4 protein-coding genes and 1 tRNA gene are annotated in these 8,772 nt (G+C 60.8%); 2 read left to right on the top strand and 3 right to left on the bottom strand.

Features of this window, described 5'->3' with window-relative positions; genetic code table 11:
* Window positions 1–219: 219 nt before the first annotated feature.
* Window positions 220–1,281, top strand: coding sequence for a Holliday junction branch migration DNA helicase RuvB (gene ruvB / locus NW806_RS05060; protein ID WP_414410250.1), 1,062 nt, complete (start codon window positions 220–222; stop codon window positions 1,279–1,281).
* Window positions 1,282–1,305: 24 nt separating this feature from the next.
* Here ruvB and NW806_RS05055 read toward each other — a convergent pair whose 3' ends face one another.
* Complete coding sequence (locus tag NW806_RS05055; RefSeq protein WP_414410249.1) at window positions 1,306–4,005, bottom strand: phycobilisome rod-core linker polypeptide; 2,700 nt, start codon at window positions 4,003–4,005, stop codon at window positions 1,306–1,308.
* 207 nt (window positions 4,006–4,212) lie between these two features.
* On the opposite strand from NW806_RS05055, the gene NW806_RS05050 reads away from it, so the two are divergent.
* Window positions 4,213–6,342 carry a glycosyltransferase 61 family protein gene (locus NW806_RS05050; protein ID WP_414410248.1) on the top strand — a complete coding sequence of 710 codons (2,130 nt, stop codon included), beginning with the start codon at window positions 4,213–4,215 and terminating at the stop codon, window positions 6,340–6,342.
* Here the strand turns inward: NW806_RS05050 and NW806_RS05045 are convergent.
* A tRNA-Leu gene (locus NW806_RS05045) sits at window positions 6,343–6,426 on the bottom strand.
* Window positions 6,427–6,469: 43 nt separating this feature from the next.
* On the bottom strand, window positions 6,470–8,440 hold the full coding sequence (locus NW806_RS05040) for a tetratricopeptide repeat protein (RefSeq protein WP_414410247.1): 1,971 nt from the start codon (window positions 8,438–8,440) through the stop codon (window positions 6,470–6,472).
* Between the last annotated feature and the right edge of the window lie 332 nt (window positions 8,441–8,772).

The raw sequence follows: 8,772 nt of genomic DNA, 5'->3' as shown, positions 1-8,772 counted from the left end.
CGCACAACTTCCCGCTGGACTTGGCGGCGGTGGAGGTAGCGCCGGCTGTGCGGGGCTAGTGCTTCCCCAGGTTTCCTAACCCTCCTCCCCCTGGCCTCAGCGCCAGGGGTTTTTTTGGTTGCTGGTTGCCGCAATTCTCCTCGCGGCTAGAAAGACGGCGACATTTTCCTCTTTGGCTTTTTAAAGTTAAAGTTGGGCCGTTGTATCTGCAGGTAACAGATGGCAATTATTTCTTCTCGAGATGCCAGGGATCCTCAACGAAGCCCAGAGTCGCCTCTTGACGCAAGCGAAGCAGGAAGGGGGCTGCTGCAGCCCCAGGCTCAGGCTGGCGAAGCTCAGGAAGACTCCTTGCGCCCGCGCACCCTAGCCGAGTACATCGGCCAGACGGAGCTCAAGGAAGTGCTCTCGATTGCCATTGCGGCAGCCCGCGCCCGTGGGGAGCCTTTGGATCACCTCTTGTTCTACGGGCCCCCTGGCCTGGGCAAAACCACTGTGGCGGCAGTGCTGGCAGCGGAGATGGGAGCTCGCTTCTACATGACCACCGCTCCAGCGCTGGAGAGCCCCCGCGACATTGCTGGCTACTTGGTGCGTCTCAAGCGGGGCGACGTGCTGTTTATCGACGAGATCCACCGCCTGCCTAAGGTTACGGAGGAATTGCTCTATCCGGCAATGGAAGATTTTCGCCTCGATATCACCATTGGCAAAGGCCGCTCTGCCCGCATTACCTCCATACCCCTGGAGCGCTTTACTCTCATCGGAGCCACTACCCGCATTGGCGCTCTAACCTCGCCGCTGCGGGATCGCTTTGGTCAGGTGCAGCGGCTGCGCTTCTACGAGCCTCACGAGCTGGCGGAAATTGTGTTGCGCAGCGCCCGCCTCTTGAACACCTCCATTGATCGGGCGGGAGCAGAGGAAATCGCTCGCCGCTCCCGCGGCACGCCTCGCATAGCCAACCGCCTTCTCAAGCGAGTGCGCGATTATGCCCAGGTGCGGGGCAATGGCCACATCAGCCGCGAGGTTGCCATTGCTGCTTTGGAGTTGTTCCAGGTGGATCCCATGGGTTTGGACTGGACGGATCGCAAGTTGCTAACCCTACTGGTGGAGCAGTTTGGGGGAGGGCCGGTGGGCCTGGAGACAATGGCGGCCATAACCGGCGAGGATCCCCAGACCATCGAGGAGGTGTACGAGCCCTATCTCCTGCAGATTGGCTATCTGCAGCGCACACCCCGCGGGCGGGTAGTTACCCCTGCAGCACTGCGACACTTGGGCTACGCCGCCTAGCCCTCTCCCAAGAGCAAAAAGGAGCTAGCTGCGATCGTTTTTCCCCACCGGCCTAAAACTAGGTACCACCAACTCTTTGTTTTGCTTGGTGAGGCGGCCATACAGCTCTTGGGTGTTGGGAAAGTTGGCTGCCGGCAGGGTGGGGAAGCGGCGGTAGGGCACCGTGTCCTCGCCAAAGAGATCCCGGTACTCCTGGGTGTTGAGCAGGGCGCGCACGAAGGCCTTTAACCCCTGGGTAGCCAAGATCTGGTTGTATTTGCGGATCTCCTGCTGGTTTAGGGGTGCGCGGCCCAGGAAGTGCTTGGTGCCCAGCTCGATGACCTTGGTGTTGGGGTAGGGGGCATAGAACTCAGCGCGGTACAGTTCGGAGCACCCCAGCGCCTCGATGAACTCCTTGACGGTGATCTCGCCATTGCGCAGCTTAGACTCGGCAGAGCTAAGCTCGGCGCTGATGTTGTAGATGTCCATGTCGCGCTCGAAGATCTGCCGGTAAGCAGCGCGGATGAGGTTGTTGACCTCGGCTTTGTTGGCCAAGCTGGTGAGCTTGAAGACAGGGATCTCCTGACGAATCCTGGGCACCCCTTGCTGGACGCGCCGCTGGATTTCCAGCTCGCCGGAGGGCTTGTCCTGAGGCTGGCCCAGCTTGACGAAGAGGGGGATATCGTCGTCGGTGCGGATGGGCCGGGTAACCACGGCCATGTCGCTGGATCCAGGGCGCATCCGCCGCCGCGCTAGGCCAGCAGGGGTGAGGTAGCGTTCGTAGGGCACGATATCTTCCCCAAAGACCTGCTGGTACTCCTCACTGTCGAGGATGGCGTCTACCACGGCGTAGAAGCCCTGCTTGGAGGCAATGTCGAACAGGCGGTTCATCTCCTGCCGCCCGTAGGTGGGCCGGCCCAGCAGCTTGCGGTGGATGAACTCGATGGCTTTGCAGACGTAGAGGCTAGACCAGTATTTGTTGCGGAAGAGATCCGACTTGGCCAACTGGCAGACAAACTCTCTGACGCTGATTTCTCCGGATTCCAGCTTGATTTCCCAGCGGGTTAGCCGTTGGCCGGCGTAGGGCACATAGCCATACACCTGCTGGTAGCAGGCGCGGATGACCGCTTGCGTCGAGACTTCGCTGCCAACAATCCCAGCCCGTACCCCTAGCCGCCGGCTGCGATCTCCAGGGGTCTGGGTAAGCTTGAAGACTTTGGGGCCAAGGCTGCCGGGATCCCCGACCGCCTTGGGGTTGGTGCGGGCGTTGGTGAGAGCAAAGCCGCGCCGGATAAGGATGCGCTTGACATCCTTGTTGAAGGGGGCCGGGCTGGCGTTGAGGGAGCGGGTCTCTTTGGGGAAGATGGCGCCAAACTGGATCTCCAGCGGATCGTTGCCGACGCCATAGGGGTGCTGATCCGGCAGAGGACGGTTGTAGCGAGCAAAGAGGGTGATGAATTGTGGCACCTTGCGGCGAGGAGCCGCGTAGTTGTAAAGGTCGAACTTGGGCCCCCAGTTGGCGCTGGTCTGGGCTTCCACCCCCAGCTTGCGCAGGTAGGGCACCGTCTCCTCGCCAAAGTAGTCGCTGTACTCGCGGCTGTCGACCAGGGCGTCCACCAGACCTGCCAAGCCCTTGCTGGAGACGATGGCAAAGTAGGTCTGCACCTCCTCGCGGGTCTCTGGGGCCCGCCCCAGGAAGTGGCGGAAGGCCAGCTCCACCACACGGCTGTTGATGTAGGGCTCGTAGAACTGTTTGCGGTAGAGGTCTGATTTGCCCAGGCGGCGGATGAACTCCCTCATGGAGATCTCGCCGTTTTTTACCTTGGACTCCAGGTCGGCCAGCTTGAGGCCATAGGCGCGGCGGATATCCCGCTCAAACACCTGCCGGTAGGCAGCCTTGATCACTTCCTCCTTCTCGGCGTTGGAGAGCCCCGGCTTCATGGCAAAGACGGGCACTTTTTCTGCCGCCAAGCTGTAGACCTGAGGCAGTTGGAGTCCCTGCAGGGGCAGGCCGTCGGCGGTGCTGGCATTGCGCTGCCGCAGCTTGTCGGAGGGGGCAGGGGCAATGAACTCGCTCAACAAGACGTCAAAATACTGGTTGATGATGGCCACCGCCTCAGCATCTCTGCGGAAGTAGCTGGCCGAGGCCCGCTTCATCTCCTGGAGGGCAACGATGGTGGCTTCGGCGGAGCAGGCATTTTCGATAATCTCCCGCAGGCCACGGGTGTTAACCACAAGGATATTGGGATCCCCGGCCACAAGGGCGTAGGTGACGTAGCGCAAGAACCAGCTTAGATCCCGCAGCGACTTGCGCATGTTGGCAGCCCCGTAGCGGGCGATGCTAATGGGGCGGAAGTTGGGCGGGATCTCGACGCCACTGGCGCTGAAGAGGTTGCGGATGGCCTCGATAAAGCCCCCCGTGGATTCCACGTAGAAGGCCGTGCCCAGCTTGAAGGCCTCTTTCTCATCCTGCGTGGCTTCTGGCCGCTCCAGATAGGCCATGGGGGAGCCGCCGGTGAAGATGCGGTTGGCGGCCCGACTGACAATGATTTCAGAATTGGCCGCCAGAACCTCGGCAATCTCCAGCCGTTTTAGGCCAGTGGAGAAAAAGTCCTCGAGGCGATCCAGCTCAGTGCGCGACAGGTAGCGATCCTGCTGTTCCGCCTGGGAGATGGTCGATAGGGGCAGAGTTTGGTAAAGACGCGGACTGGAGAGGACGGCGCCGCCGGATGCGTTGATACCCATCGATTCTTAAACTCCGCTTATCGATTACCGAAAAGTTTCCAACCAAAACTATGAGCCCTGCTCCACCCCCCTCTTGCCGTCGAGGAAGTAGGGACGCCGGACCCCTGAGGGAGAAGCCAAGCCTAGAATACTAGGGGGATGCGCCCGGAGTGGGGAGGTTGTTGCAGTTTGTAACACTCCTGCTCAGCTCCCTTCTCAGCAAAAGCCATGGCCTCTACCCCTCTTGTCCAGGACCCTCTCCGGAGCCATTGGGAGCAGGGATCCTACGAGTCGGTTGCCCAAGAGCTGTTGCAGCAGTTGGAGCAGGGATCCCAGCATCCCCTGCTCTACTGGTGGTTGGGAGCCGCCTACCTGCTCCTGGGGCGAGAGCTGGAAGCCCAGCTTACCTGGCAGGAAGGGGTGGCGCTGCTAATGGGAAAAGGCCTGGGCGAGCTAGAAGCTAGCCGCTGCTGGGCAGAAGGGCTGCAGGAGCTGGCGGAGGGGCTGTGGGAAAGAGGCCACTGGCCGCAGGCGGCGGCCTTGTATCGGCAACTGGTGGAGGGATCCCTTCCCGCCGAGCTAGAACCTAGGCAGGCCCTGGCCGCCCATCGCCTTGGCCTAGTCCAGGAGCGCCGTCGGCTGTGGCTAGAAGCAGCAGCGTGGTTTGAGCAGGCTTGCCGCTGGGATCCAACAGCCACGGAAAGCTTTTGGCGCTGGGGCCTGGCCCTGCTCAAGTTGGGCCGGCTGCGGGAGGCGCTCTCCCCTCTCCAGGAGGCAGCGAGGCTAAGGCCAGACTGGGGGGATCCCTGGGTGCAGATGGGCCTGGCTTGGCTGGATCTGAGGGAACTGGAGCAGGCGGTGGCCTGCTTTCAGGAGGCAGCGGCGCGGGGCACCCAGACAGCGGAGCTCTACAGCTACTGGGCGGAGGCCCAGGTGCGGCGGGACGACCCCCAGGCAGCTTGGGAGAAGTTCCAGCAGGCGCTGGCTGCCGAGCGGCAGTGGCTGCAGGCTTGGTGTGAAGGCAGCGGCAGAAACAGCCTCCTGCGGCTGGAGCTGGAGCAAGCCCTCCAGGGATCCCCGGGCAAGCTTTGGCAAGAGCGGTATCGCCTCTGGCGGCAGCGCTGGATCCCTGCAGAGGCAGCCCCCCCTTCCCCGGCCTGCCAGAGCCCATCGCCCAGGGCCAGCGACCCCCTGCCCGTGCCCAGCCAGGGCTACCTCACCACCCGGCAGTGGCACCAGGCCACGGGCGAGGGCAGCTACCAGGTGTTGGATCCAGAAGGGGTTCTCTACCTGCAAGCCCCTCCGACGGCTGACCCTGCCCTTGGGCAAAAGCTGCGCTCACAGCGGATCCCCTTGGCCGAGACCTTTGTGGCCCAGATCCCGCAGGGATCCGTGCACGTGGGCCACTATCCCCGCCACCTCTACGCCAGCTTTGCCAGCGCCGTGCTTACCCGTAGGGGGGAGTTGCTGGCCGATGTCTCCCCCGGCTTGCCGCCGCCGGAGTTTCTCGACTGGGACTGGAAGTCAGAGCACCTGGAACACCACCCCATTTTGGACTTGCCCCACCTGCCGCCGCCGATTCCGCTGGAGGGCTCTGCTGCCCTCTTACCCTTGGGGGCGGTCAACTACTTCCATTGGATGGTGGACATCCTGCCCGCCCTCGAGCTCCTACGCCGCGCCGGCTTCCTCGAAAAAGACCTTCCCATCTTGCTCCACGGCTACCAGGGCAAGCCCTTCCAGGTGCAGAGCTTAGCTGCCCTGGGGATCCCCACAGAACGCCTTCTAAGCTTCGAGCAGGTGGGGGGATCCCATCTGCAAGCGCAGAACCTCATTGTGCCCTCGCTAGCTGGGCCGGTGGGGTGTCTAACCCCCAGGGGCTGGAAGGTGCTGCAGCAACTGGTTCCTCTGGGGCAGGCGGCGGATCCCTTGTTGCCGCGGCGGGTTTACATTAGCCGTCGTGCTGCACGCTGGCGGCGGGTCATCAACGAGGCGGAGGTGCTGGAGGCCTTGCGCCCCTGGGGCTTTGTGCCTGTGCAACTGGAAGCCCTTTCCCTAGCCGAACAGATAGCCTTGATGCAAAGGGCAGAGGCGGTCATGGGGATCCACGGGGCGGGCCTGACCAACCTTGCCTTTTGTCAGCCTGGCACAATTGCCATCGAGATCTTCCCCAGCAACGCCGTGCTCCCCTACTTCTGGAGCCTTGCCCAGGTGGTGGGGCTAAACTACTTTCCCCTAGTGGCCCCAACCTGCGACCCCGCCCTGGTGGCCCTGCTGGCTAGCCCAGAGCTAGACCGGGAGGATGCCTGGGTGCCGGTTCCGGATCTACTTGCCTTGCTAGAGCAAACAGGGCTGCGTTAGTGGGATCGGAGGGACTCGAACCCTCACGTTCTTGAGGAACAACGGATTTTAAGTCCGTAGCGTCTACCATTCCGCCACGATCCCTGAAGTAGCCGTACTACTCTACCAAAGGGTTTGCTGTGGGGGGCTAGGAGGCTTCTATAGGGAGAGTATGGCATGCCAGCTTCTGGCAGACAGCCTGGCGCAGGAAATGAGCTAAGGCCGCCACGCAGTCTCGATCCTCAAAAAGCAAGTCGCGCCGCTCTTGGAGTTGCTGAGCGATTTGCTGCCGAAATTGGGGATCCGTTCCCAGTTGTACGGCCAGCTCTTCGTAGCGCTGGAGGTCTGGGGCAATTAGAAGCTCAAGGCCCATTCTTTTGAGGATGGCGTAGGTGTGGCGGCCCCGCAGGAACCGGCCAGGGCAGGTGACCACTGGCAAACCGGCAGCAATGGCTTCCAGGGTGGTGATCCCGCCCGACCAGCCGTAGGAGTCCAGCATGATGTCCGCGCAGCGATTGAGATCTAGGTAGTCTTGATGATCCAAGGCGGGCAGGATCCTACAGTGGTCTTCCACCGCAAGGCCATAGCTGGAAAAGATGGAGGCAAGCCGCTGCCAGAAGCGCTGACCAATGGCGGCATTGGGCAAGGCCAAGAAGACAAATTGGGCCCTGGGCACTTGCCGAGCAATAGCTGGAAAAAGGTAGTCGTATTGCGGCAGGTACTTGCCCAAATACTGGCAGGTGAGATAGACAACGGCCTCTTGAGGCAGACCAAAGTCCTGGCGGTAACGTCTCTGGGGAGGCAAAACGGGCTTTTCAAAACAGGTACCCAGGTGGGGCAGCCGGACCAAGGTTTCGCTGTAGTGAGCCTGCCCATTTTCAGGCTCCATGAGGTCGCTGGAGAGAAAGTAGTCAATGGTCGACAGTCCCGAAGTAACGGGATGAGCCCAGGTGGAGCATTGGACGGGGGCTAGCCGCAGGGACGCCAGCTGCAACATAAGAGAAGAAAGGCCAATTTCCAAGTACACCAAAACATCCAGCTGATCCTGCAAAATTTGGCGGGCAGCCTCTTCAAAGCCGGTGGGAATGTGGCGGAAGACATCGGCATGCTGACGGTATTGCTCCGTCAGGAAATCAACTCTGGGATCCAAGTGATAGGCAAACACCTGGAAAGGCTGCTTGGAGCTGGCCTTTAAGTACTTCACCCACCCCAAAGAAAGGCGGCTGTAGGAGCAAGCGCGCATGGAGGCCGAGACAAACCCAACGCGAATGGGATCCCCTGGCCGGGCTTGCCGGGGGAGATACTCCCAATCGGGGTAGGAGGCTTTCACAATGCGCTGCACAAACTGAGCGTATTTCTTCTGCAGCTCCAAGTCGTCGTAGCCCTGGTACTGCAGAAGGTGAGGCGTTCCCCAACTTGACCCTAAAAAGGCAAGCCGCCGCTGCTCTGGGGTGTCTAGGGGCGTCTCCTGAATGAGGCGATCCAGGTGCTCTACAAAGCGCAAGCGAAAGCGGTGCAGCTCCTGTTCATCCTGATAGATAGCCGGCAGATAGAGATGGTAAAGCCAGCGGGCTTGCACCAAGTTAGGATCCAAAGTCCATGCCTTTTCCAGGTGATCCAGAGCCGCGCTGTGTTCCCCTTGCTCGCGATGGGCTATCCCCAGATAAAAATGCACCTCAGCCCAAGGGATCCCTGCTAGTGGATCTGGATTTTCTAACAGGGAGCCCAGCAAGGAGATTGCCTCTTCGTGGCGGCCTAGGTTAACAAGAATCTTGCCCGCTTGAAAGGCAGAAAGGTAAGCCTTGGGATGGAGGCTCAGGCTTTGCCGATAGCAAGATAGAGCCTTTTCCAGTTGCCCCAAAGACTCATAGACAACGCCCAGGTTGTGGTGATAGAGGGCTACGCGGGGATTGAGCTCAATGGCCTCGGCAATCAAAGCAGCCGCCCATTCCTCCTCCCCTTTGGCGTGGGCCACCGTCCCCAGCAGATGGAGAGCGTCGGCTTGATCTGGAAACTCCACCAGAATTTCTGAGTAGATGGCTTCCGCTGTCCGCAGGTCGCCAGCCTGCTGGGCCTGGATCCCGGCTAGAAGCTTCTCTGTAAGGGTGAGATCCGACATCGACAGCCACGGAAGCTGGAGAACTTCCCCCACTATAGGCGCTTCAGCTCGGTCAGAACCCTCCTCACCGCCCCCTGAGGCTCATGTTGCCAAAAGCACAAGAAAACGGTATCCGCAGCTCTGCGAGCAATCCACCAAAACCCCAAAAGGCTGATTCTTTCGTCAGATCCCTCGACGCCTTGCGCCACAAGGCTTTCAGGCCCCAAAGCCCCCTCGCCATAGCTCCTTTTGCCAACTTTTTCTCGGATCCCTCGCAAATGGGTCTTGCATCCCTTGCCCTGCTTGGGTTTAATGGGGGTAGAGTTCCCCCTTTGTGGGGATCCCTAGAAATT

It is taken from the genome of Synechococcus sp. W65.1, assembly GCF_047461615.1.
Classification (GTDB): domain Bacteria; phylum Cyanobacteriota; class Cyanobacteriia; order Thermostichales; family Thermostichaceae; genus Thermostichus.
This window is presented reverse-complemented; position numbering and strand designations above follow the sequence as displayed.